General features: G+C 61.0%; 23 protein-coding genes. 13 read left to right on the top strand and 10 right to left on the bottom strand.

Annotated features, from left to right (window positions below):
- The first annotated feature begins 102 nt into the window (after positions 1-102).
- Complete coding sequence (locus tag ACQUSW_RS09670) at positions 103-888, top strand: SDR family oxidoreductase (protein WP_428932089.1); 786 nt, start codon at positions 103-105, stop codon at positions 886-888.
- Between the two features lie 239 nt (positions 889-1,127).
- On the opposite strand, the gene ACQUSW_RS09665 is transcribed toward ACQUSW_RS09670, so the two are convergent.
- The 3 genes from ACQUSW_RS09665 to ACQUSW_RS09655 form a co-directional block, all read right to left on the bottom strand.
- Complete coding sequence (locus ACQUSW_RS09665; RefSeq protein WP_428932088.1) at positions 1,128-1,961, bottom strand: endonuclease domain-containing protein; 834 nt, start codon at positions 1,959-1,961, stop codon at positions 1,128-1,130.
- A gap of 336 nt (positions 1,962-2,297) precedes the next feature.
- Positions 2,298-3,305, bottom strand: a complete 1,008-nt coding sequence (locus ACQUSW_RS09660; RefSeq protein WP_428932087.1) for an arginase family protein — start codon at positions 3,303-3,305, stop codon at positions 2,298-2,300.
- Positions 3,306-3,430: 125 nt separating this feature from the next.
- On the bottom strand, positions 3,431-4,726 hold the full coding sequence (locus ACQUSW_RS09655; protein WP_428932086.1) for a DUF445 domain-containing protein: 1,296 nt from the start codon (positions 4,724-4,726) through the stop codon (positions 3,431-3,433).
- A gap of 96 nt (positions 4,727-4,822) precedes the next feature.
- Between ACQUSW_RS09655 and ACQUSW_RS09650 the strand changes: the two genes are divergently transcribed.
- Positions 4,823-5,095 carry a metal-sensitive transcriptional regulator gene (locus ACQUSW_RS09650; RefSeq protein WP_428932085.1) on the top strand — a complete coding sequence of 91 codons (273 nt, stop codon included), beginning with the start codon at positions 4,823-4,825 and terminating at the stop codon, positions 5,093-5,095.
- Positions 5,096-5,150: 55 nt separating this feature from the next.
- Here ACQUSW_RS09650 and ACQUSW_RS09645 read toward each other — a convergent pair whose 3' ends face one another.
- From ACQUSW_RS09645 to ACQUSW_RS09625, 5 genes are all read right to left on the bottom strand, one after another.
- Complete coding sequence (locus ACQUSW_RS09645) at positions 5,151-5,768, bottom strand: hemerythrin domain-containing protein (protein WP_428932084.1); 618 nt, start codon at positions 5,766-5,768, stop codon at positions 5,151-5,153.
- 50 nt (positions 5,769-5,818) lie between these two features.
- Positions 5,819-6,583 (bottom strand): dihydrofolate reductase family protein, encoded by a 765-nt coding sequence (locus ACQUSW_RS09640; protein ID WP_428932083.1) that lies wholly within the window; start codon positions 6,581-6,583, stop codon positions 5,819-5,821.
- Between the two features lie 21 nt (positions 6,584-6,604).
- Positions 6,605-7,489, bottom strand: coding sequence for a dihydropteroate synthase (folP, locus tag ACQUSW_RS09635; RefSeq protein ID WP_428932082.1), 885 nt, complete (start codon positions 7,487-7,489; stop codon positions 6,605-6,607).
- Between the two features lie 86 nt (positions 7,490-7,575).
- On the bottom strand, positions 7,576-8,256 hold the full coding sequence (gene ribA, locus ACQUSW_RS09630) for a GTP cyclohydrolase II (RefSeq protein WP_428932081.1): 681 nt from the start codon (positions 8,254-8,256) through the stop codon (positions 7,576-7,578).
- Entirely contained in the window at positions 8,247-9,503 is a 1,257-nt protein-coding gene (locus ACQUSW_RS09625) for an NAD(P)/FAD-dependent oxidoreductase (protein ID WP_428932080.1), read from the bottom strand. Before ACQUSW_RS09625 ends, ribA begins: the two co-directional genes overlap by 10 nt.
- 165 nt (positions 9,504-9,668) lie before the next feature.
- On the opposite strand from ACQUSW_RS09625, the gene ACQUSW_RS09620 reads away from it, so the two are divergent.
- Positions 9,669-10,397, top strand: a complete 729-nt coding sequence (locus ACQUSW_RS09620) for a helix-turn-helix transcriptional regulator (protein WP_428932079.1) — start codon at positions 9,669-9,671, stop codon at positions 10,395-10,397.
- On the opposite strand, the gene ACQUSW_RS09615 is transcribed toward ACQUSW_RS09620, so the two are convergent.
- Entirely contained in the window at positions 10,366-11,292 is a 927-nt protein-coding gene (locus ACQUSW_RS09615; RefSeq protein ID WP_428932078.1) for a sugar kinase, read from the bottom strand. The genes ACQUSW_RS09620 and ACQUSW_RS09615 overlap by 32 nt on opposite strands.
- A gap of 442 nt (positions 11,293-11,734) precedes the next feature.
- Here ACQUSW_RS09615 and nrdH point away from each other — a divergent pair, with 442 nt between their 5' ends.
- From nrdH to nrdF, 4 genes are all read left to right on the top strand, one after another.
- Complete coding sequence (gene nrdH / locus ACQUSW_RS09610) at positions 11,735-11,968, top strand: glutaredoxin-like protein NrdH (RefSeq protein WP_428932077.1); 234 nt, start codon at positions 11,735-11,737, stop codon at positions 11,966-11,968.
- A 98-nt stretch (positions 11,969-12,066) separates the two neighbouring features.
- Positions 12,067-12,516, top strand: coding sequence for a class Ib ribonucleoside-diphosphate reductase assembly flavoprotein NrdI (nrdI, locus tag ACQUSW_RS09605; protein ID WP_428932076.1), 450 nt, complete (start codon positions 12,067-12,069; stop codon positions 12,514-12,516).
- On the top strand, positions 12,498-14,657 hold the full coding sequence (gene nrdE / locus ACQUSW_RS09600; RefSeq protein ID WP_428932075.1) for a class 1b ribonucleoside-diphosphate reductase subunit alpha: 2,160 nt from the start codon (positions 12,498-12,500) through the stop codon (positions 14,655-14,657). Before nrdI ends, nrdE begins: the two co-directional genes overlap by 19 nt.
- Positions 14,658-14,701: 44 nt before the next feature.
- Positions 14,702-15,682 (top strand): class 1b ribonucleoside-diphosphate reductase subunit beta, encoded by a 981-nt coding sequence (gene nrdF / locus ACQUSW_RS09595; protein ID WP_428932074.1) that lies wholly within the window; start codon positions 14,702-14,704, stop codon positions 15,680-15,682.
- Between the two features lie 252 nt (positions 15,683-15,934).
- Here the strand turns inward: nrdF and ACQUSW_RS09590 are convergent, their stop codons facing one another.
- On the bottom strand, positions 15,935-16,576 hold the full coding sequence (locus ACQUSW_RS09590; RefSeq protein WP_428932073.1) for a TetR/AcrR family transcriptional regulator: 642 nt from the start codon (positions 16,574-16,576) through the stop codon (positions 15,935-15,937).
- 134 nt (positions 16,577-16,710) lie between these two features.
- Here ACQUSW_RS09590 and ACQUSW_RS09585 point away from each other — a divergent pair, with 134 nt between their 5' ends.
- From ACQUSW_RS09585 to ACQUSW_RS09560, 6 genes are read left to right on the top strand one after another with little or no spacing between them, the layout of a single operon-like run.
- Positions 16,711-18,249, top strand: a complete 1,539-nt coding sequence (locus ACQUSW_RS09585; RefSeq protein ID WP_428932072.1) for an ABC transporter substrate-binding protein — start codon at positions 16,711-16,713, stop codon at positions 18,247-18,249.
- Between the two features lie 57 nt (positions 18,250-18,306).
- The gene (locus ACQUSW_RS09580) at positions 18,307-19,248 is read left to right on the top strand and encodes an ABC transporter permease (RefSeq protein WP_428932071.1); all 942 of its coding nucleotides are present in this window, start codon (positions 18,307-18,309) and stop codon (positions 19,246-19,248) included.
- Positions 19,245-20,996: an ATP-binding cassette domain-containing protein gene (locus tag ACQUSW_RS09575; RefSeq protein ID WP_428932070.1), complete on the top strand. Its 1,752-nt coding sequence runs from the start codon at positions 19,245-19,247 to the stop codon at positions 20,994-20,996. Before ACQUSW_RS09580 ends, ACQUSW_RS09575 begins: the two co-directional genes overlap by 4 nt.
- Positions 20,993-21,814, top strand: a complete 822-nt coding sequence (locus ACQUSW_RS09570) for an ATP-binding cassette domain-containing protein (protein WP_428932069.1) — start codon at positions 20,993-20,995, stop codon at positions 21,812-21,814. The genes ACQUSW_RS09575 and ACQUSW_RS09570 overlap by 4 nt, the downstream gene beginning before the upstream one ends.
- Before the next feature lie 20 nt (positions 21,815-21,834).
- The gene (locus ACQUSW_RS09565; protein ID WP_428932068.1) at positions 21,835-22,968 is read left to right on the top strand and encodes a serine hydrolase domain-containing protein; all 1,134 of its coding nucleotides are present in this window, start codon (positions 21,835-21,837) and stop codon (positions 22,966-22,968) included.
- The gene (locus ACQUSW_RS09560) at positions 22,965-24,395 is read left to right on the top strand and encodes a DUF1593 domain-containing protein (RefSeq protein WP_428932067.1); all 1,431 of its coding nucleotides are present in this window, start codon (positions 22,965-22,967) and stop codon (positions 24,393-24,395) included. The genes ACQUSW_RS09565 and ACQUSW_RS09560 overlap by 4 nt, the downstream gene beginning before the upstream one ends.
- Positions 24,396-24,434 lie beyond the last annotated feature (39 nt).

The following is a 24,434-nucleotide window of genomic DNA, read 5'->3' as shown; positions in this document are numbered from 1 at the left end:
TGGGAATAGGGCCGGATGCTGCGCGCGGGGCTGGCCCGCGGCATCCGGGATGGTGTTGGCGTGAACCGCGCCCGGAGTCAGATTCGTCGCTAGCGTGGATGTATGACACGAATTCTTGTTGTTGGTGGGCACGGAAAAATTGCACGCATGCTGGCGCCGGTTCTGGTGCAGCGGGGTGATAGCGTCACTTCGGTGATTCGCAACCCCGATCAGGCCGACGCGGTCGCAGCCACCGGGGCCACGCCCGTCGTTTTCGATGTTGAACAGCGATCACAGGCCGAGTTTGCCGAACTTATTGCCGGTCACGACGCCGTTGTGTGGTCGGCCGGAGCGGGCGGCGGAAACCCGGCCCGCACCCGCGCGGTCGACTATGAGGCCGCCGTGCGTTCCATGGATGCCGCCGTCGACGCCGGAGTGCGCCGATACGTGATGGTGTCGTATTTTGGGTCGTCGCCCGACCACGGTGTTGATCCCGAAAACTCGTTCTATGCTTACGCCGAAGCGAAACCTGCCGCCGACGCACACCTGCGCGAATCCGGCCTCGACTGGACCATCCTCGCGCCCAGCAGCCTCACCCTCGAAACAGCCAGCGGCACCATCGACGTGCACGCCGAAAAATCGGGAACCGTATCGCGCGAAAACGTTGCCCATGTGATCGCACAAACACTCATCGAGCCCGCCACTATTGGCCGCAGCATCCGGTTTAATGACGGCGACCAGCCGATTGCCGAAGCTGTCGCCGCGGCTGCTGCTGGTGCTGGGGCTGGGGCTGGCTCTGCCACTGGTGCTGGTGGTGCTGCGGCTGCTGGCGCTGCTGGTGCTGGGGCTGGCTCTGCCACTGGTGCTGGGGCTGGTGGCGCTGGTGGTGCTGGCACTGCGACCGAGTAGCCCGATCGCCCTGCCTCGCTGACTTCGCGCCCGTCGGCCGTCACTTGTCCGACAGATTCGCATTTGTCTGACAGATGTGGCCGTTTTTGTCTGACAAATGCGAATCTGTCAGACAAATGGGGTGTCGAATGCTGCAGATGGGGAGCCGGATGCTGCAGCTGGGGGCGCCGAATGCTACAGATGGGGCGCCGGATGCCGGAGATGCGGCCCGAACGCCGGAAATGTGGCTGCGGCTGCCCTCACCGATTGGCGTGCCGGGCGATGGCCGAGACGATGGCGTGCAGCACGCTCTCCCAGTCGTGCACGATTTGGGCGTAGTCGAAGCGGAGGGTCTCGTATCCGAGTCGTGAGGCGGCGGCGTCGCGCAGGAGGTCTTTGTGGCGGTGGGTGGGGGAGTCGTGGTTGTCGCGGCCGTCGGCTTCGATGATGAGGTGGCCGTCAATGACGAAGTCGACGCATCCGACTCCGGGAATCCGAACCTGAGACGTTACAGCGATCCCGGCCAGGTGCAGTCGAAGGCGCAGGAGTGATTCGAGTCCGCTGTCGGCGTCGGTGCGGGCCAGGTCGATGAGCCAGTGGGCGCGGCTGGGGAGACGGTGGCGTAACCGTTCGCGTGAATGAGGCGGGATTCGTCGTTGTCGGAGCGCCGATTCGTAGGCGGTAAAGAAGGCCTCGCTTCCGGCACAGTGGTAGTGGTGCACGAGGGCGGTTTCGATGTCGACCGTTCCGAGGCTGCTTTTTCCGCGATGACGATGCTCAATACAGTGGCATTCCGGATGCTGGTGCCGGCGCACGTTCTGGCCCAGCCATACATGGGTATGTTTTTCGGCCGGCAATACCCAGAGGCCGTAGAGGTGCAGCGCGGTCGTGCACGTGACCGCCCCTCCATGATGCGCGGCAGTGATGATGACGGGGTCGGTGGTGGAGAGGGCAAAAACTCCATCCCGAATGCGGCATATGTTTCCGGATGCCACAGCCCGCCCAATCCGCTCGCGGTTGAAGCCTCGCCGGCGCAGTTGTGTTCCGCGCGCGACACCACCGAGTGCCTCAAGGGCTGACCGTAACGACTCCACGCCATGCAGCATGCCAGGCGGCGCAGACGCGACGAGGAAAAATTGGGCGCTGTGCCCACGACCCGTGAGTAATCGTCGCGCACGGTGGCCTGGGGAGGAAACGCTGTTTGCCGACGCGCTCGAACGGCCGACACGAGGCGGCATCCAGGCAGCTGCGACCCCGGGCAGGGCGGTGCGGCCCCGGGCAGGGCAGTGCTGCTCCGCTCGATGCGCGTGACATTGTTGAGGTCGCTGGCGGCCCCCGAGCAGGGCGGTGCGGCCGGGAACCTGGTGCGGCGCTGCCACAGGGACACGTCGCGCCAGGCGAATCAGGCGAAAGCCTCGCGCCTCGCCCCGCTACCTGACCATTCCGGCGAGGAGTTCGAGCACGCAGAGGGCGGCGAGGCGTACGGTGCGGCCGTCGGGGGTGTCGGCGGTGGCGTCGACTTCGGCGATGTCGGCGCTGACGACGCGCGGGTCGTGGGCGATGGCGCGGGTGAGGGAACGGAGCTCCCAGGCGTGGAGTCCGCCGGGAACACTGGCGGGGCAGCCGGGTGCTACCGAGCGGTCACACACATCGACGTCGATATCGAGGTGGATTCGCGAATCTGCAGCATCCGGCAATCCGCCAGCATCCGGAACCCCGCCAGCATCCGGCAACTCGCCAGCGTCTTGCACCCCGGCACCGGTGATCACAGGCTCACCTCCGGCGATGCGCAGCGCTTCGGTGGCGACGTCGGCGATGCCGCGGGCGCGGAATTCGTCGAGGGTGACCACGCGGATGCCGTAGCCGGCGGCGCGCTCGGCGTAGGCGGCGGAGTTGGCGTAGTCGGCGACGCCGATTTGTACGATGCGGTGCGGGTCGATGCGTTCGCCTGTTGGTGCGTCGTCGATAAGGCGGCGTACGGGTGATCCGTTCGATACGCCGTCGCGCAGGTCGAAGTGGGCATCGAAGGTGATGAGTCCGCGAGCCCCAGCTCCGCGCGCAACCGGATACGTGAGCGAATTGTCTCCGCCGAGCGCGATCACGCGGCGCACGGAATGGCTGAGTGAACGCACCGCCTCGACCGTGCGTTCGATGCCCTCGGCGGTGTCGGGGTCGTGAATATCGCCAGCGTCGGCCACGGTGATGTGGTCGCGCAGATCGATCGCGGGCGGCCCCATCAGCGTGGGGCTAAAACGTTGCAGCGCCTGGCGAATCGCCGCGGGGGTGGCGTGGGCTCCGGTGGGCGAGAGCGAGGTTGCGTGGGTAGGAACCCCGATAATTGCGGCATCCGGATGCTGTGCCCCAGCCTGCGCCTCACTATCTGGCCAGGCGGGCCAGTTGCCGGCGCGGGGCCAGAGAGGGTCATGCGGGAGAGTCATGGTGCTCCTATCGTGCGGGTCGTGGTGGGTCATGGTGGGTGGCGGACGAAGCGACGGCCGGAGTGAGGGACAGGGTGCCGGACGAGCGAGGGTAGCAAGCGGGCCGGCAGGCGCTGCGCCCGCGATCACACGATGGGTATGACGGCGTGCGCGATGGTGTAAATGGCGAGGCCTGCCAGGGCACCGACGATGGTGCCGTTGAGGCGAATGTATTGCAGGTCGCGGCCGACCATGAGTTCAATTTTTTCGGTGGTTTCGGCAGGGTCCCATTTTTCGATGGTGTCGGTGATGATCGAGGCAATGTCGTGCCGGTAGCGGTCGACGGCGAACACGGCGGCGTCGGTCACCCACGTGTTGACGCGGTTGTGTAGTGCTTCTTCTGTCGTGAGGCGTTGTCCGACTTCGGCGAGGGCCGAACGGGCCCGCTGGCGCAGGGCGCTGTGGGGATTGTCGAGGGCGGCGAGCAGCCCGTTCTTGGCAGAGTGCCATGCTTCGGCGGCGAGCGCTGCGACACGCGGACTGTCGAACAGGTTGGTTTTGGCGTTTTCGAGTCTGCCGCGCATGGTCGGGTCGTGCTGGAGTGCGTCAGCGAGGCGGGCGAGGTAGCCGTCGAGGGCTCGGCGGGCTTTGTGGTGCGGGTCGTGTTGCACGGCCTGCATGAATTTGACGGCTTCACGGTACACCGTGTCGTCGACGAGTCGGTGCGCGAGGGATGGCACCCACGAGGGGAGCCGCTGCGAGAACAGGCCCTGGAACACGTGTTCGTTGGCCTGCAGCCAGTTGCTGATGCTGTCGACAGCGAGGTCAACGGCGGGGTGGTGGGCATCGACGTCGACGACGCGTTGCAGCCAGGCTCCGGCGGGCGGGCCCCATTCGGGGGCGACGAGGTGGGTGCGGGCGAGGTCGGTGATAACGTCGCGCACGTCGTCGTCGCTGAGCGCATGCAGCACGGCGGTGGCGATCGTGGCTCCTTCGGCGGCGACGCGTTCGGCGTTGGTGACGCCCTCTTTTTCGGTCGGGTCGCTCAGCCACGCGCCCAGCCGTTGGGCGACGCGGGTTTCGTCGAGTTTGGCGCGCACCACGTCGCCCGACAAAAAGTTGGTTTCGACAAATTCCCCCAGTGACCGGCCAATTTCGTCTTTGCGGCGCGGAATAATGGCGGTGTGAGGGATAGGTATGCCCATCGGATGCCGAAACAGTGCGGTCACGGCAAACCAGTCGGCGAGCGCACCCACCATGCCGCCTTCGGCTGCCGCACGCGCATAGCCGAGGGCAGGAACGCGCCCCTGCAGCCAGAACGACACCACAAACAGCACGGCCATCGCGAGTAGCGCGCCGAGTGCGACGGCTTTCATGCGGCGGAGTCGCTGCAGCCGTTCGCGATCGGCCGGCGAGAGCAGGGTGGGAGTGCGTTGCGCCATGGGGTCATCTTGCCATGCACGTGTGACAGGGCCGGGGTGCGACTGTGGCGGGTGGGGTTGTGCGGCACTGTCAGGGGTGCCGGGTACTCTCGTAGCGTGATTGAAGACATCAAGAAACGGGCGTTGCACCGCACGAGCATTCTCGAGGGGCAACTGCGCGGTATCACTCGCATGATTGAGAGCGAGGACTACTGCATGGACATCATTACGCAGTCACGTGCTATTCAGCGCTCGCTGGAGTCGCTCAATCGCTTGCTGCTCGAAAACCATTTGCGCACGCACGTGACGCACATGTTTGATGAGGGCGGTGACCAGCGCGAGCAGGCGGTGGGCGAGTTGTTGAAGGCTTTTGAGTTCGACCGCCGTTAGCCGTGCGCCCGCCCGCTAACCCTGTGCGCGGTGGCGGGTTTGCGGCATCCGGATGCTACTGCTTCGCCAATCCCTGGCACACCCAGCCTTCGGGCATGTGGCCGGAGTCAAGGAATTCGGCGAGGCGCGCGAGGGTTTCGGGATCGGCATCGGCGTCGATGTGAGGGTAGATGACGGGTTCTTCTTTGCTGTTGTGGTCGTCGAGTAGCGACAGCATGGCGCGGCAGTCGGCAATGAGCGCGTCGATGGTTTCTTGCGTGGGCGCAGCGTCGGAGAGCGCAGCGTCGGAGGGTGCAGAATTGGCAGGCGCAGCGGCACCGCCTATGGCGTCGAGTTGGGCGTCGAGGTTGTCCATCGCCTGCCAGAGGGCGGCATGTTCGCGCACCATTACCATGAGTGCCATCATGAGCCCGCCGGTGCGAAGGCTCGGAAAAACGATTTCTTCTTCGAGGTAGATGTGGCGGCGCAGCGCGGTCATGGCCTCGCGCAGTGGTTGGAACCAGGCCTGAAGTTTCGCCGCAGCATCCGAAACTCCCGAAGCTCCCGAGACCCCCGAAGAGTGCGCCGTGAACGCTTCGATGCCGCGGTCGATCGCGTGGTGTTCGTGCAGCAGGGCGGTGGCGAGCGGGCCGAGTTCGCCGGCGGTGGGGGAGTCAGTGGTTTCTGTGTCCATGATGGTCTCCTTACTGGATGTTTCGCGGGGTTCTTCGCAGCGCCATGCGGTTACTGTTCGCGCGTGTACTGCAGGAGTAGTTCGCTGTCGGCGCGCAGTACGGTGCGAAGACTCAGGGCGTGGGGTGTGGCTGCGGGGCTCACGGCGATGCGTCCGGCAAGGCCTGCTTCGACGCTGGGTGCGAGGGTAAGAAACAGGGTGTCGACGGCGTCGGCGGCCAGGAATGACCCGAACAGGTGCGGTCCGCCTTCGGCGTGCACGTGCGTGAGTCCGCGGATAGCGAGGTCGGCGCGAATACGTTGGGGGTCAACGGCAGTGTCGCCGACGGCAACCACGTTGGCGACCTGCGCGAGGGCTTCCCAGCGGTCGCGAGGGGCCGAAGCAACCGTGTAAATAATGGGCCGCGATTCGCCGGGCGTCTGCGTGGGTGCGTCGGTAAAGACGGGTGACGAAGGGTCAAGATCGAGCCGGGCGCTTACCAGTACGAATACCGGATGCTGCGCAAGCCCCGCCTTCTCGCGCCACTGCACTGCTGCCTCGTCGAGCCGCATGGCTCCGTATCCTTCTATGCGCACGGTACCCGCGCCGACGAGTACGGCGTGAGCGGCGTAGCGCAGCAGGTCGAATATGCGTTTGTCGGCGGCGTCGCCGAGAGGCCCCGATTTACCGGCCCGTGTGACCGCGCCGTCGACGCTCGAGATAAAGTTCATGCTCAACCGAAACTCGTCGGCGGGGGCACGCATGGTTTCGAGCAGTTCGGCATCGCTGAGGTCGCCCTGTGGGTTGGGCCACAGCCGATCAATAACGCTGGTCATGGTGCCTCCTGGTAAAAACGCCTACACGTTGTGTGTGGGGTGCATGTTGTGTTCGAGGTAGGCGGGTTGGCGCCAACCCATGATGGCTTCGCACATGCGTGCAGCATCGACAGCGGCGATGACGTCGTGCATCCGGAGTATGCGTGCCCCGCGCATAACGCACGCTGTCATGGCGGCGAGCGACCCGGGCAGACGTTCGCCCTGGGGCCGGTTGAGTGATTCTCCAATAAAGTCTTTGTTTGACACGGCAGCGAGTAGCGGCAGGCCGATGGATGCGATTTCGTCGAGTCTGCGCGTGATTTCGAGGGTGTGCAGCGTGTTTTTGTCGAGGTCGTGGCCGGGGTCGATCACGATTTTGTCGCGGCTGATCCCGGCGTTTTCGGCACGCTCCACGCGGTCAACCAAAAATTGGCGCACTTCGCCCACCACGTCATCAAAGTGGGCGGCGGGTTTTTCTACCCGCGGCGGCCCCACGCTGTGGGTAATAACAACGTGGGCGTTGCCGGATGCAATAACCCCAGCCATGTCGTCGTCTCCGAGCCCGCTCGTGTCGTTCACCACGGCCGCCCCCGCCTCGATTGCTGCGCGGGCAACGGCGGCACGGTTGGTGTCGACCGAGATCACGGCGTCGGGCCGCTCGGCCATAATGGCCCTGATCACGGGTGCGACGCGATCAATTTCTTCTTCGGTCGAAACCGCCGGGCCGCGCCCAAAAGGTACTCCGCCGATGTCGAGCCAGTCGGCACCGTCGTCGAGCGCCTGCAGCGAACTTTCTACCGCGCGGTCGAGCACAAAGGTGGCGCCGCGGTCGTAAAACGAGTCGGGAGTGCGGTTGATCACGGCCATGACGGCCACCTGGCGGTCGAAATCGAAGGTGCGGGCACCGATCGTGCGAATCATGGTCATGAAGGCGGAGTCTTTCTGTCGCGTCGTTGCTGTCGGGCGGGGCTCGTGGGCGAGGCAGTCGGGCGAGGCTAGGGGCAGCGCCCCGACTATCCCACGTTTTCGAGCAGGTGGCCCATGCGGGTGTGTTTGGTTTGCAGGTACGACAGGTTGTCTTGTTGCACACCCACAACGAGGGGCACTCGCTCTGTCACCGTGATGCCGTGCGCGCGCAGTTGCGCGATTTTGTCGGGGTTGTTGGTGAGCAGATGCACCTCGTGAATACCCAGGTGGTCGAGTATTTCGGCGGCGGCCGTATAGTCGCGGGCGTCGTCGGGTAGGCCGAGGCTGCGGTTGGCGTCGACGGTATCAAGGCCGTGCTCTTGCATCCGGTATGCCCGCAGTTTATTGCCCAGGCCGATGCCGCGACCTTCGTGTCCGCGCAGATAGATGACAGTGCCGCCCTCGCTAGCGATGAGTGCCAGGGCTGCGTCGAGTTGCGGCCCGCAGTCGCATTTGAGCGACCCAAAGGCTTCGCCCGTAATGCATTCGGAGTGCACGCGCACCAGGCTTTCGCTCGTGATGGTGCCCGACGAGATAGCGAGGTGTTCGGTGCCGCTGGCTGTTTCGCGAAACGCGCGGAACACGAGTGGGCCAAAGGTGGTGGGAACAGTCGTTTCGGCCACGAGTTCGACCGTGGCGGTGGCGGCAGGAACTGTGTTGGGGTGGGGCACGGTGCTTGCTTCAGGCACAGTGCTTGCTTCGGGCTCTGCGGTTATTGTTACGCCCATGATTGCTCCAGTTCTACGGCCGGGTTGGCAAGTTTCTCGGGGTCGACGGCGTCGCCGCGCACGATCATGTCCTGAATGGTCTCATTGACGTCCCACACGTTCACGTTCATGCCTGCGACGACGGCGTTGTTGTGCAGCCAGAAGGCGATGAATTCGCGGGTGGCGAGGTCGCCGCGCACCACCACTCGATCGTACGAGCCGGCGGGTGCGTAGCCACTGTATTCCATGCCCAGGTCGTACTGGTCGGTATAAAAATATGGCAGTGCGCTAAAGGCTGCCTCGGTGCCCATGATGGCGTCGGCGGCGGTGGCGGGCTGGTTGAGTGCGGTGGCCCAGTGTTCTACTCGCACCCGGCGGTGCAGTACCGGATGCTGCTCGTTGGCGATATCTCCGACGGCATAAATGTTGCTGTCGCTCGAGCGCAGGGAGGCATCAACGAGCACGCCGTTGTCGAGGGCGAGACCGGCCGACTCGGCCAGTTCGAGGTTGGGTATTGCGCCGATGCCGATGATGACGGCATCGGCATCGATCACTTCGCCACCCTCCAAGCGCACGCCGGTGGCGCGGCCGCTGTCGGTCACAATGCTGTCGACGTGCGCGTTCGTGCGAAGATCAACGCCGTGCGAGCGGTGCAGGTCGGCAAACACCTGCGCAATCTCGATGCCGAGCACGGTGGCCAGGGGCAGTTCGCTGCGCTCGAGTACCGTTACGTGGCTGCCTGCGGTGCGTGCTGCTGCCGCGACTTCGAGGCCGATCCACCCGCCGCCAATGAGTACGAGACGCTGACCGTCGCCGAACGTTGCACGAATAGCATCGGCGTCGTCGACCGTTCGCAGTGAATACACGTTGGCAGCGTCGACGCCGCGCAGGGGAAGCATCCGGGGTGTTGATCCGGTGGCGAGTACCAACCGGTCGTAGGGGAGTGTGGTGTCGTCGTCGAGTGTGACGGTGCGTGCTGCGCTGTCGACGGCGGTGGCGCGCACGCCGAGTCGCAGGTCAACACTGTGTTCGGCATACCAGGGCCGGGGGAGCACAACCGCGTCGTCAAAGCTGCCCTCGCCGGCGAGATAGGTTTTCGACAGGCTAGGGCGCTCATAGGGCAGCCGGTTTTCGGCGGCGACGAGTGTGAGCGTGCCGGTGTAGCCGCGTTCGCGCAGTGCTTCGACTGTTTTTGCGCCCGCGAGCCCGCCGCCAATAACGACGATATTTGTGGGCGCAGTGGCGGCTGCGTCTGTGGTGGTCGACATTGTGTGCTCCAAACGTTGAGTGCGCGGGTGGCACGAGAGTGCCGGATGCTGCGCAATGAAGGGAGTCGTCGAGTGTGCTCGGCGGCTATCGCTAAAAGATCTTTGTTTTAGATAGTGGCCCGCTTTGCCGAGTTTGTCAATATTCACTGGTGTTAGACTTGGGCTATGGAAACGCCAGCACCTATCGACCCCCATGAGGGCCTCGATGCGCTCGCCGACCCTGCCCGCCGCGCTCTCTATGAGTACGTTGCTGCGCAGAGCCAGCCCGTCACACGAGCCCAGGCAGCCCAACACAGCGGAATGAAACGCGGCCTTGCCGCCTACCATCTCGACCGCCTTGTCGCCGCCGGTCTGCTCGCTTTTTCTTATGCCCGCGACGAAGGCAAGTCGGGCCCCGGCGCGGGACGACCCGCCAAACGGTACACGCGGGCATCCGACGACTTTGCTATCTCACTACCGCCGCGCAAATATCACACGCTCGCAGGTATCTTGGCCGACGCGGTCGCTGCCGACAGCAGCGGTGCAGTAAGCGCTGCGCTGTCAGCGGCGGCGCGAGCCGAGGGAGCGCGCGCGGCAGCAGAGGCAGCAGATGCGCGCACACCTGCATCCGTACCCGTACCCGCGACTGCCTCCGTACCCGAGGCCGGCACGATGGCGGCGCTGCGTGCCCACGGTTACGAACCGACGGTCACCGACGACGGCACAATTATTATGCGCAACTGCCCTTTTCATCAGGTGGCGCAGCAGCAGCCGAAGCTCGTGTGCACGCTCAATCACGATCTTTTGCAGGGCTATTTACAGGGTGCGGGTGATGACCCCGAGCGCGCCGAATTGTCGCCGTGTTCGGGCCGGTGCTGCGTGGTTATTCACCCAGCGGCGGCAGATCGCCGCTAATGCGCAGCACGCGCCCGGCCGATTCGTGTCCGGCAGCAAGGCGTGCCGTGGCGTCGGCGCCCTCGAGGAGCGCGCCGAGGTATCCGGCGGCAAAAGCGTCGCCCGCTCCCACCGGTTCAACGACATCCACGGGGGGTGCAGCAACGAACACGGCTGCTGCGGTGTCGGTAAATTCGGTGGCGCCCACATCGCCGTCTTTCACAACGAGGGTGCGGCAGCTGTGCAAAAGCTGGCGAATAGCATCCGGATGCACCGTGCCCCACAGTCTCTCGGCTTCGTCGCGCCCCACAAAGCAGATGTCGGCGCGCTGCGCGAGTGCTTCGAGCATGGTGGCGGCTTCGTCCAGTGGCCAGAGTGAGCGCCGGTCGTTGACGTCGAAAGACACGAGGGCGCCGGCAGCATGGGCGTCGTCGATCAGCTGGTCGAGCATGGCAGCGCACGAGGCAGACAGCGCTGCGGTAATACCGGTCACGTGCACAATGCGCACGCCCTGCAACTGTTCGGGCTGCAAAAACCCGGGGGCCATGCGCGAGGCGGCAGAATCACGCCGATAGTAGTACACGCTTGAGCCTTCGGCGGCGGGGTCTTTAAACATCACTCCCGTGGGTGCGTGCTCATCGGTTTCTACCCACAGGTGCACGCCGCGTGCTTCGAGCTCGCCACAAATACGCTGCCCCAAAGGATCATTGCCCAGTCGTGAGGCCCACACGGCGTGGTGTCCGGATGCCGCTAACTGCGCGGCCACATTCGATTCGGCCCCCGCCAGGCTCACCATCGCCGACAACGCTGTGCTCAGGGGTTCATTAACGGGCGTTACCAGCAGCATGGATTCGCCGACGCACACCACCTGCGGGGGCGTGACAGAGGACGTCGACAACTCGGCAGAAGAAGACATAGTGATCGCAAAAATTCTTTCGGGGGCAGGGTGTGGGCGAGCGGAATGCGATAGTTCGCCCTGACGAAGACTATCGATCTCAGACCCCGGATGCGACACGCCGACGACACGCGCACGACACGCCGAGCTGCGTTTTCCACAGCCTGGGGAATGTCAGAGGCCCCCATTAGCGTCACACCTGTGGATGAAAAATTCGCGGCCGCGTACGAACCGCGCAACCACGCGGTTAACCGGCTCGTGCGCGGCTTGGCAAACTGTGGATGATTCGGTGGAAAACCTGTGGTGAACCGGTGGAATACTCCGCGAAACTACAGTGTTGTAACTACTAGACCTAGTGGTTGTTGCCGATATGCATCGCAATATGTAGTTGTGTGAGTAGTATTGAAGTCCCGGCGGGAAACCACCGGGAAACCGAAAGATTTGAGGGGAGTCACGCGGGATTATGGCCATTACGGTGTACACCAAGCCTTCATGCGTTCAGTGCAACGCAACGTATCGTGCACTCGATGCCAAGGGCATCGATTACGAGGTTCTCGACCTATCGGAAGACCCGGCTGCGCTGGAGCAAGTGAAAGCTCTTGGCTATATGCAGGCACCCGTTGTGATCACCGACGAAGACCACTGGTCGGGCTTTCGCCCCGACAAGATCAACGAACTGGCTTCGCGTCTGGTCTGATGTCGATCGCCGGTGCTCGCGCACCGGCGATACACGTTCAACGTCACTCGCGGGCCCCGCGGCCCGCATTCGGACGGACCTCGGAGGGAGGTGCGGACATGACGGCGACAACAGCAGTAAAAACCGGCACTGAAGTGCCGCTGCTGGTCTTTTTCTCGAGCGTCTCGGGCAACACAGCCCGCTTCATCGAGAAGTTGGGAATGCGGGCAGTGCGCATTCCGCTCTACCGGACCGACGAAGAACTCACCATCAACGAGCCCTATGTGCTTGTGACACCAACATATGGTGGCGGTGCCGGTCGCAACGTTGAGAGGGGGGCGGTCCCTAAACAGGTGATCCGATTCCTCAACGATGAACACAACCGGAGTCTGATTCGCGGAGTCATCTCTGCGGGCAACACAAATTTTGGCGATTCGTTCTGTCTCGCCGGAGAAATCATCAGCCGCAAGTGCCAGGTGCCGCACTTGTATCGGTTTGAAGTTTTTGGCACTGAAGACGACGTCGAACGCGTCAGCGACGGATTGGAACGATGGTGGAAACAGCAGTGAAAGACGAGGCGGCCTTTAAGGTCAACCCGAAGTATGAGGGCATGGATTACCACGCGCTCAACGCCATGCTCAACCTGTACGACGAGAACGGCAAGATTCAGTTCGATGCCGACCGCCGCGCAGCGCGGGAGTTTTTCCTGCAGCACGTCAACCAGAACACGGTGTTCTTTCACTCTCTGAAAGAGCGGCTCGACTACCTGGTCGAGAAGGAATACTACGACCCTGCCGTGCTCGAGAAGTACTCGTTCGAGTTCATCCAAAAACTCAATGACTTCGCCTATTCGAAGAAGTTCCGTTTTTCAACGTTCCTCGGTGCTTTTAAGTACTACACCAGCTACACCCTCAAAACCTTCGACGGCAAGCGTTACCTTGAGCGTTTCGAAGACCGTGTGGTGATGACGGCGCTTGCTTTGGCCGACGGCGACGAGACCCTTGCTCTCGAACTTGTCGACGAGATCATTTCGGGCCGTTTCCAGCCGGCGACCCCCACATTCTTGAACGCCGGTAAGGCGCAGCGTGGTGAACTGGTCAGCTGCTTCTTGCTGCGCATCGAAGACAACATGGAGTCGATTGCTCGCGGCATCAACTCGTCGCTGCAACTGTCGAAGCGGGGCGGCGGGGTTGCGCTGCTGCTGTCGAACCTGCGTGAGGCGGGTGCGCCGATTAAGAAGATTGAGAACCAGTCATCGGGCATCATCCCTGTGATGAAGCTTCTCGAAGACAGCTTCTCGTACGCTAACCAGTTGGGTGCCCGCCAGGGTGCCGGTGCTGTGTACCTCAACGCACACCACCCCGACATTCTGCGCTTTCTTGACACCAAGCGTGAGAACGCCGACGAGAAGATTCGTATTAAGACACTCTCGCTGGGTGTTGTCGTACCCGACATCACGTTCGACCTGGCACGCAAGGGCGAAGACATGTACCTGTTCTCGCCGTACGACGTCGAGCGCGTGTATGGCGTGCCTTTTGGCGACCTCTCGGTCACCGAGAAGTACCACGAGATGGTCGATGACCCGCGCATTAAGAAGACGAAGATTAATGCTCGCGAGTTCTTCCAGACTCTCGCCGAGATTCAATTCGAGTCGGGCTACCCGTACATCATGTTTGAAGACACGGTCAACCGTGCCAACCCCATCAAGGGGCGCATCAACATGTCGAACCTGTGCAGCGAGATTCTGCAGGTCAACACTCCCACCAGCTATAACGACGACCTCTCGTACGACCAGGTGGGTAAAGACATTTCGTGCAACCTTGGTTCGATGAACATCGCTCTGGCGATGGACGCCGACGACCTCGGTAAGACGGTGGATGCCGCCATCCGGGCTCTGACTGCCGTGAGCGAGCAGAGCGCTATTGGTTCTGTGCGTTCTATTGAAGAAGGCAACGATCGTACGCACGCCATTGGCCTGGGGCAGATGAACCTGCACGGCTATCTGGCACGCGAGCACGTGTTCTATGGCTCAGAAGAGGGTCTCGACTTTACGAACATCTACTTCTATACGGTGCTGTATCACGCGCTTCGTGCGTCGAACAAGCTCGCGATCGACCGAGGCCGCGCCTTTGATGGCTTTGAAGACTCGACCTATGCTTCGGGTGAATTCTTTGACAAGTACATCGATCAGGAGTGGGTGCCTGCGACCGAGAAGGTGAAGCAGATGTTTGCTCGCCACCACATTCCGACGCAGAGCGACTGGGTAGAGTTGAAAGACTCGATTCAGAAGCACGGTATTTATAACCAGAACCTGCAGGCCGTGCCCCCAACCGGATCTATTTCGTACATCAACAACTCGACGAGCTCGATTCACCCGATCGCGTCGAAGGTTGAGATTCGTAAAGAGGGCAAGCTGGGGCGCGCGTACTACCCGGCGCCGTTTATGACGAACGACAACCTGGAGTACTACCAGGATGCGTATGAGATCGGTTACGAGAAGATCATCGACACGTATGCTGCTGCCACGCAGCACGTGGATCAGGGTCTGTCGTTGACGCTGTTCTTTAAAGATACGGCGACGACGCGTGACATCAACCGTGCACAGATTTACGCATGGCGCAAGGGCATTAAGACCATCTATTACATCCGCATCCGGCAGTTGGCTTTGGGCGGCACCGATATGGAAGAGTGCGTCAGCTGCATGCTGTAGGCAGTGGTGACAGTGCTGGTGTTTGTGACGAGAGAAGTATAGGAATGAACGCGAAGACTTTGGAGCTTGGGCAGCAGGTTGTTCAGGCTATTAACTGGAACCGCATCGAAGACGACAAAGATCTTGAGGTGTGGCACCGTCTGGTAAATAACTTTTGGGTGCCCGAGAAGATTCCGCTGTCGAACGACTTGCAGTCGTGGGCGACGCTCACCGACTACGAGAAGCGTATGACTGAGCGTGTGCTCACTGGGCTGACGCTGCTCGACACGATTCAGGGCACGGTGGGTGCGGTGTCTTTGATTCCGGATGCCGTAACGCCGCACGAAGAAGCGGTGTTGACAAATATTGCGTTTATGGAGTCGGTGCATGCGAAGAGCTATTCGTCGATTTTTTCGACGCTGTGCTCGACGCAGGAGATTGACGACACGTTCCGTTGGGCTGCCGAGAACCCGCAGTTGCAGGCGAAGACGCACATGATTTTGAGCCGTTATGACGGTGATGATCCGTTGAAGCGCAAGATTGCGTCGACACTGCTTGAATCATTCCTGTTCTATTCGGGCTTCTATCTGCCGCTGTATTGGGCGACGAAGGCGAAGCTGCCGAACACGGCCGACATTATTCGCCTCATCATTCGTGACGAAGCGGTGCACGGCTATTACATCGGTTACAAGTATCAGATTGGTGTTGCGAAGGAGTCGGAGCAGCGCCAGCAGGAGCTGAAAGACTTTACGTTTGAGCTGCTGTATGACCTGTATGAGAACGAGGTGAAGTACACGCAAGACCTGTACGACCCCGTTGGTCTCACTGAAGACGTACTCGGCTTCTTGCGTTACAACGCCAACAAGGCACTCATGAACCTCGGCTACGAGGCGATGTTCCCGTCTGATTCGTGCGAGTTCAACCCCGCCGTTCGTGCCTCACTCTCGCCCAACGGTGACGAAAACCACGACTTCTTCTCGGGGTCGGGTTCCTCGTACGTGATCGGCAAGGCTGAAGCCACCGAAGATGAGGACTGGGACTTCTAGAAGTCCTCATTTCGAAGGTCTAAATATGACCTGTTTACGCCCCTGATCAGCGAATTTTCGCGGGTCAGGGGCGTTTTCGTGTCTCCAACTTGAAAGACGAAGGAGAGTAACGATGAGCAAGAACAACCACCCGATTGGGCACGTGGATGGCACGCGCCCACTGCGGGATTGCCTGCGCCGGTGCGACGCGGTGGACGGATCCCCAAGGGTGGATGTTGGGTCTGGACCAGAGTCGCCGGCTGGTCAGCAGAGTTAGAGGTCCGCACTCAGCCTCCGCAGAACCCCTTCATAGACGTGTTCGGCAGTCGCTTCGAGATCCATTGTCGGGTCTATCAGCCATTGCAGACCGAGGCCGTCCATCAGGGCGATGTAGCCGCGTGCTTCGTGCTCGATTTCGCTCTCGCTGAGAGGCCGTATCTCTCCGTCTTCGCAGGCCTGCCGGAATGCGTTACTGAGGTTTTCGAGCAGCTGCGAGTAACGGAGGGCGATGAACTTGTGCGCGGGGTGGTCTGGATCTGTCGACTCGCTCGCGGTACTGAGCAGTAGCTGTACTAGGCCACGGTTATGCACGTTGATGTGGGTGACTGCGGCGAAACCCCGAAGTGCTGTCATGCCGCGGTTCTCGGTGATAGACACCTTGGACTTGTCGGAATCGGAGTGGTCGAGCACCGCAGTGAAGAGCTCTGCTTTGGTGCCGAAATGACGGATTAGTGCGGACGCGGAGACACCGATCTCGTCGGCGATTTGGCGTAGAGACCCACCGTGATATCCGTGTTGACCGAATATCTTTGTCGCTGTCTCAATGATCTGGCGACGCCTTGCGATGCCTGTCGAGTAGGGGCCTCTCGTGGTTTTAGAAGCAGAGGTAGTTGGGGTGGCGTCAGCAGCAGACATACCTCGATTATGCCTCGGGCCTGGTTGTGACCACATTGTGATAAATGAAAAGTTAGCAACTGTTCTGGTTTGGTGCTAATTTTGTCACCAAGAGGCGGCACGACGGCGTATCGCTCACGACGAAAGGACCAAAGATGGCCCGTTGGAAGACTGCTGGCATCGTGCTGTTGGCCGGTGCTCTCACTGCGACCGGGTGTGCCGGTGGCGGCCCCACCGGATCTACCGGTGATGCAGATTCGGTTCTCAGCATCGGATCGACTACTGGCCCGCAATCGTGGGATCCAGCTGACATTGGCGACGCTAACTATAAGCCGTACGCGCAGGCAGCATACGACACGCTGATTCTTCGCCAGCCCGACGGCGAGTACGTTCCGATGCTCGCGTCGGCGTGGAGCTTCAGCGACGATAACCGCACCATCACGATCGAACTTCGCGATGACGTCACCTTCTCTGACGGGGAGCAGTTTAACGCCGAGGCCGTTGTGGCGAACTTCGAACATTTCTCGTCAGGCACAGGGCCACTCAACACTCAGCTGACGGGGCTCGAGTCAGTCGTAGCGACCGAAGAATATACCGTTATGGCGACATTTACAGAGCCGATTCCCGACCTTGTGTACAACCTTTCGGATGCCGCAGGTCGTATGGCGAGCCCGGCGAGCCTCGGCAGTGACAGCTTGGCAACAGTGCCCGTCGGTTCGGGCCCCTATGTCATGAGCGAGGCCGACACCGTGCAGGGTTCGCTCTACACACTTACTGCACGTGAAGACTATTGGAACCCCGATCTACAGAAATTCGACGAAGTCGAATTCCGAGTGTTTGAAGACGAGTCGGCTTTGCTCAACGCACTTCGCTCCGGACAGATCGACGCCGGTAACCTCACAAACCCCGATAGCGTGCAGAACGCGACAGCTGCTGGCTACGCGATCCTCAAGCCGGAAGCACACATCTCTTGGTTTGGTCTCATCCTCTTCGACCGCGATGGCACGATGGTGCCGGAGCTCGCAGACCCGCTTGTGCGGGAGGCGCTTGCTTGGGCAATTGACCGCGAGACCCTCGCCAACGTGACGCTCGGAATTGAAGATGGTGTGATCGACACCCAAATGTTTAACGAAGGCTCTCCTGCTTGGTCATCTCACCTTGCCCAGGCCTACCACTATGACGCCGACAAAGCGAAGGAATTGATGGCCGAAGCCGACGTCACCGGATTCACGATGACGCTTCCGGCATCCGGTTTGTTTACCCAGGGCATGATGACCGGCGTAAAAAATAACCTCGCTGAGATCGGCGTCGAGGTGGTGTGGGAAGACATCCCTGCGCAAGCATTCGTCAGCGACATGATCGCCGGTAAGTATGCGGCTAGCGTGATGGTTCTCGGTGCGGTGCCCACCGATTGGTCCGTCGTTCAGAACTATCTGACACCGACGTCGGCGTGGAATCCACTGGGCACAACCAACAGTGAGCTGCAACAGCTGATTGATTCTATTCCTGGCCAGACCGAAGAAGAACGCGATAAGTCGTACCGGGAGATCAATCAGTTTGTCATCGAAAACAACTGGTTCCAGCCGTGGTTCTGGGCCGAAGAGAACTTTGCTGTCAACGAAGACGCCGTGCAGGTAGAGCTGCAACTTCAGCAGAACGTGCCGTCGATCTACAACTACTCGCCCGCTCACTGATTTCACGTGGCCCGGCAGATACCGGCCGGGCCACGTCAACTCTCCACGGAAATTCATATGCTGACTTTTCTTGCAAAACGGGTCCTCTCCGGGATCGTGCTGATCGTACTGATCCCATCCGTCGCATTCGTTCTAATGCGCGCTGGATCCTCGGATGTTGCTCGCCAGATTCTGGGGCAAACGGCATCTGAAGAACAAGTTGCGGCGCGTGCCGCACAACTCGGACTTGACCGGCCGCTTATCTCCCAGTACGCCGACTGGGCGGGGCGCGCCCTGCAGGGCGACCTCGGCGTCTCGTGGTTCACGAATGAACCCGTCGCCCAAGCAATGGCAACACGTGTTCCTGCCACTCTGAGCCTGGTGATGGTGACGACGGTCATCGCGGCGATTATTGCAGTCGCGCTCGGCTTAGCTGCCGCCTACTACAAGGGATGGCTCGACAGTGTGCTCCAAGTCCTGTCGATCATCGGCTTCGCGCTCCCTGGCTTCTGGCTCGCGTTGATGCTGGTCGTGTGGTTCGCCATCGAAAATCCCATCTTTCCTGCTACGGGTTACACCCCAATTTCCGACGGAGTCGGGGCATGGGCGAGGTCCATTGTGCTGCCGGTCACGGCGCTCGCCGTAGGTGCCGTCACCGCGACAGCTCAGCAGGTGCGTGGCGCCGTGCGCGACGTCTTGCAGCAAGATTGGGTACGCACGCTTCGTGCCCGCGGTATTTCTCAAGCCTCCCTCATTTTCAAGCACGTTCTGAGAAGTGCGGGCGTCGCCGGTTTGACCGTGATCGGCTTGCAGTTCATCGGGCTCCTAGGGGGCGCTGTTTTCGTTGAGCGAGTGTTCGCTATCCCTGGGATGGGGCAGGTGCTCGTCACCTCGACGGCCCAGGGCGACCTGCCACTGGTCCTGGGAGTCGTGCTCGTCACGACGGTCATCGTTGTGATCGTCAACCTTGTTATCGACGTGGGAGTCGGTTTCTTTAACCCGAAGGCTCGTTTGTCATGACCAATGAATTCACTGCAGTTCTTCCTACAGGAAAACCAACCCGAAAGCGCGGTTCGGTCGTCGTTCGCGCGCTCCGGAATCCGGCGGGTTTTGTCGCAGGGATAATCATCGCGCTCGTACTTCTCGCTGCGCTGCTTGCCGATGTCATCGCACCGTATGGAGCTCACGAGAGTGATCTCTCGCGCCTGTTTGAACGCGGTGGTGACGGGCATCTACTCGGCACTGATGGCGCCGGACGAGATGTATTCTCGCTATTGATTTACGGCGCTCGCTCCTCGCTTATTGGTGCGGCAATCGCTGTTGGTGTTTCTATCGTGACTGGCGTGCCGACAGGGCTGATCGCGGGCTTCTATGGACGCTGGTTTGACCAGGTTGGCACCTGGGTTTCGAGCGCGATACTCGCTCTCCCCGGCATTGTCGTTCTGCTTGCATTCCGCGCTTCAGTGAGCACATCGATGTGGGCTGCAATGCTTGTCTTCGGTGTGCTGCTCGCGCCTTCGTTCTTCGTGCTTGTTCGCGCCGCGGTGCGGGCCGTGAGAAATGAGTTGTACGTCGATGCGGCTCGAGTAACCGGGGTCTCTGACGCGCGGATCATTTCACGTCACGTTTTGACTATCGTGCGTGCGCCGATCGTGATTCAGGCGGCGATGGTCGCGGCCCTCGGACTCATGATCCAGGCGGGCCTTGAGTTTCTTGGCTTGGGTGACCGTGACACAGCCAGCTGGGGTCAGACATTGAATGAGGGGTTCCAGAACATCTACCGGGCCGACCACCTGATTTTGTGGCCGGGTATTGCGCTGGGCATCACGATCGCTGCGTTCGCGCTCTTCGCCAACGCGGTAAGGGATGCGCTCGATGCGGCGGATGCACCCCGTACCGCGCCTGCGCCTCCGGCAGCGAGCAGTGTTGACCCATCAGTCGTACCCACGAGCACGGGTGATCTGGTGAGCATCCGTGGCTTACGTATTGCGTACGGATCTGCTGATGACGCTACGCAGGTTGTCCACGGCATTGACCTTGATATTGATAGAGGCAAGGTTGTCGGTCTTGTCGGAGAATCCGGGTCGGGGAAGACCCAGACGGCGCTTGCCCTGCTCGGGCTGCTCCCAGACGGCGGCCGGATCACGAACGGAACGATCTCGATCGACGGTAAGTCGACCACGTTGGCGCAACGAATTTCGATGCTCGGAAGCGACATCGGTTACATTCCGCAAGAGCCGATGAGTAATCTCGATCCGGCATTCACTATCGGCAGTCAGCTTATCGAACCGATACGACGTCACCTCAAGACCGGGCGGCATGAAGCGGAAGCTCGTGCGCTTGCGCTTCTAGAACGAGTCGGGATTCCCGAGCCGGAACGCGTCATGCGCTCCTATCCGCATCAAATTTCGGGCGGTATGGCGCAACGAGTGTTGATTGCTGGCGCTGTGGCCTGCGAACCGCGGTTGCTGATCGCTGATGAGCCGACCACAGCGCTCGACGTGACAATTCAGGCAGAAATCCTCGACCTTCTGCGCGACCTGCAGCAGGAGCACGGAATGGGGCTGCTCATTGTCACACACAACTTCGGCGTTGTCGCCGATATCTGTGACGAGGTTTATGTGATGCAGATGGGAATGATCCTCGAACATCAGGCGGTAGGCGAACTGTTTGTGCGGCCGCGCCATGAGTACACAAAGGCGCTACTCGGCGCCTCTCTTGAAGGCGGCCCATCTCGCCGTCAGCGCGAGAAGGAGCAACTGCGATGACCCATGAGCTTCTCAGAGTTGACGACCTTGTCGTTGAGTTTCCACAGTCCGGCTGGCGTAAACCGCCATTTCGAGCACTCAAGGGCGTCTCAGTCGCAGTGGGCGCGGGGGAGACCCTTGGCATCGTAGGTGAATCGGGATCAGGAAAGTCGACCCTCGGACGAGCTGTTCTGGGTCTTGCTTCGGTGTCGTCAGGCACAGTCACGTATGAGGGACGTGATATTTCAAATCTGAGTAGGCGTCAGCGTCGCGACCTCGGGAGCGACATTCAGGTCGTGTTCCAAGACCCGTACACCTCGCTCAACCCCTCTCTCACGATCGGTGACACGCTCAGCGAGCCGCTTACACAGGCGGGTATCGGAGGGGTTGAGGCTCGAAAACGGGTGCAAAACCTCCTCGACCGGGTAGGAATGCCCGCAGATTCGGCGCAGCGCCTGCCAAAGGAGTTCTCTGGGGGCCAACGTCAACGCATCGCTATCGCCCGTGCGCTCGCGCTCGAACCGAAGCTCATTGTGTGCGATGAGCCAGTCTCGGCACTTGACCTGACAACGCAACAACGAGTACTTGACCTATTTATCGAAATTCAGGAACGCACTGGTGTCGCGTACATGTTCATTTCTCACGACCTGAGCGTGATTCGTCACATTAGCCATCGCGTCGCGGTTATTTATCGCGGCGAGGTTGTCGAGCAAGGAGACGTTGACAAGGTCACGACCGAACCCGATCACCCCTACACCCAACGGTTGCTCTTGGCATCTCCCGTGCCCGACCCAACTGCGCAAGCGCAGCGTCGAGCCGAACGCCAAGCAGTCGTCTAACTCTGAGCAGAGGAGCTCACATGCAGGAAATCACTGTAGGTCTTGTCCGAGGGTTCGCCGAAGAGGGACTCGCCGGTATCGTCGAACGTTTCGCGGGATATCTTGCCGCTGACCCGGACTATTCCTTCCAGATGTCGGCGTACATTGGCGGGCGCCTCGCGCTCGACATTTATGGTGGGCCTCACCTTTCCGCAGACTCGCTGATGGTGCCGTATTCGGCATCGAAAAACTCCTTGGGGCTTTCGCTGGGCCTGCTCGTGCAGCGTGGTTTGCTTGATCTTGATGCCCCTGTCGCGGAATGGTGGCCAGAGTTCGCCACTAAAGGCAAGGAATATGTGACAGGCCGACAGCTGTTTTCCCACCAGGCTGGTGTGCCCGGAGCGGAGCCGAGCTTGCGCTGGGATGAGCTGCTCGATCATCATCGCGCAGCCGACCGCTTGGCTGACACATGGCCATTCTGGCGGCCAGGATCCGCTTTTGGATACCACGCGATCACGATCGGCAATCTCGTGGACGCAGCGATTCAACGACTCGATGGGCGTACGATCCATGAGTTTTATGAGCAGGAGATCCGCAAACCACTTGATGCGGACTTCTACCTGGGGCTTCCTCAGGAGCTAGCTGACCGGCTCGTTCCGCTTTTGACGATGATCCCGCCGCTTGGGGAACGCCCTGCACGTGCGGGGCACAATCCGCTCGGGGATGCGGTGTTCGCACCAGCAGCCGGTCCAGATATTGACCTGGGACTCTCAGAAGAGTCGTATCGGTTCGGGCACCCCGCCGGTTCTGCAACTGTCTCGGCGCGAGGCATCGCGACAATCCTCGCCGGATCGGTAACGGGAATCGCCGGGGCAACCCCGATTCTCTCCGCTGACACGGTCGCGATAATTGGGGAGCAGCAGGTGCGCGGTTACGACGAGGTGCTCTCGCAGCATGATCGTGCGCACGCCATTATCTTCCAGAAGCCGAGCCAGCAGCTCGCGTTTGGTGGCCCGCGCAGTTTTGGCCACGACGGTGCAATGGGCGCGCTCGGATGCGTCGATCCTGTGACGGGAGTGGCATTTGGTTATACAGTCGCGCGCGGGCCGTGGCCCGGTGGGGCTGATCCGCGGGCGGTACGCGCGGCGCGCGAGATTGGCCTGTGTGCTCTATGACGTCTTACGATCCGAAAGCGCAGCCGCGGATTATTGTGACGACTGATCCCGAGCTCGACGACCTGAATTCCATGCTGAGGCTGCTGCTTTACAGCAACGAGATTGACATCGCTGCGCTCGTGTACTCATCGAGCAAGTTTCATCACGCGGGCAGTGCGGAAGATGGGATCGTGCCGCACCGTTGGCCGGCTCCGGGTGATCGCATGCATATTGATATTGCTGTCGATGCATATGAAAAGGCCTATCCGAATCTCGTGGTGCACGACCCGCGATATCCGGATCCTGCCGAACTACGTTCTCTCGTGCGGGTAGGCAATGTTATTGACGTCGGTGACGTAGGTTCTCCGACACCAGGATCAGAGCTCGTACGTGACGTCTTGCTGGGCGACGCCCCGGGGAAGATATTTGCTCAAGCCTGGGGAGGGACGAACACGATTGCGCGCGCTCTTATGTCGGTCGAGGATGAGTTTCGCGATACCGATCAGTGGGACGATGTTTACGAGCTCATCACGCGACGCACTGTAATTACCGCGTTTGCCGAGCAGGATTCGACATTTGCGGAATACATTCGACCTCGATGGCCGGAATTAGAGTTCCGTGATGTCGCGACCATGGGGTGGGGGTATTTTGCGTTCGCTGTCGTGCCGGAGGAAGACCGCGAGTATCTCTCGCCAGAGTGGATGAACAAGAACGTCTCGAGTGTGGGCCCTATCGGCGCAGAATATCGTGTGTGGGGCGACGGTAAGCACATGGCTGAGGGCTTCGATGACGAGGACTACTTTGGGGTACCGGATGCAACTGAAGAGTCTCTTGAACAGCTCGGATATCGGGTGTGGTGTCCCGTTCAACCAACGGGGTCGTGGCTCTCGGAAGGCGATAGCTCTGTATTCGCCATGCATATCGACAACGGCCTGCGCAATTGGGAGCATCCGTCATTCGGAGGCTGGGGCGGGCGACAGATTCGCGACGCTGCGGATCCGTACCGCTGGAGCAGTGTTGGTGACTGGGGGCGCCAAAAGGACGGCCCGGTCACGGATCGCGGTGAAGTAGCGCAGTGGTTCGGCGCATTCCAACGCGACCTTGGAGCACGCCTTCGCTGGACCATCACCGACTCGTACGAGGGTGCAAACCATGCTCCCCGCGTTGTTCCACAAGGGCTCCTTGACTGCACCGTTTCTCCGGCGGAAGAGGTACGGCTAAATTTCTCGGTAGAGGATCCGGACGGTGATGCGATTGACGTACGGGCATGGGTCGATGCTGGGCCATCGACCGCGACAGCCGAAGTTCGGGTGTTACCCGACGGCCTCAGCGTGAGAGTGTCTCCAGATGCACGCGCCGACGACGTGGTGCATGTGATCGTCGAGGCACTCGATGACGGCGAACCTCGCCTGGCGGGGTATGCGAGGTACGTGCTCACCGTGCGGTGACTCGAACACGCGGCAGAAATTGGCGACTTTAAACTGGAG

It is taken from the genome of Microbacterium luticellae (assembly GCF_050408645.1).
Taxonomy (GTDB): Bacteria; Actinomycetota; Actinomycetes; order Actinomycetales; family Microbacteriaceae; genus Microbacterium.
This window is presented reverse-complemented; position numbering and strand designations above follow the sequence as displayed.